1 protein-coding gene is annotated in these 229 nt (G+C 50.2%); it reads left to right on the top strand.

Annotation, left to right across the window (positions count from 1 at the left end):
• Positions 1-42: 42 nt before the first annotated feature.
• The coding region (locus QSV46_RS41305) for a hypothetical protein (RefSeq protein WP_314964601.1) at positions 43-229 on the top strand (187 nt) is incomplete at its 3' end.

The following is a 229-nucleotide window of genomic DNA, read 5'->3' on the forward strand; positions in this document are numbered from 1 at the left end:
TAAATGAGCAATCCAGAAAAGATCATTGAAGACATCCTTGTAGTGCTTCGCGCTACGCAAGGGAAATCCGCAACGGCGCTTATCACGGGCGACAGTTTCCAGCTCCCGCGCCTAATTCCTTCGGGAGACGGCGGTACGATTCAGATCACCAAGGAGATTGACGATCACATTACTCGTTTGGCTCGTGAACTGAAAACAATCCGTCCGAATTTAGCGCGCAACGTCAAAG

Origin of the sequence: Bradyrhizobium cosmicum (assembly GCF_032290525.1) — a bacterium.
Taxonomy (GTDB): Bacteria; Pseudomonadota; Alphaproteobacteria; order Rhizobiales; family Xanthobacteraceae; genus Bradyrhizobium; species Bradyrhizobium cosmicum_A.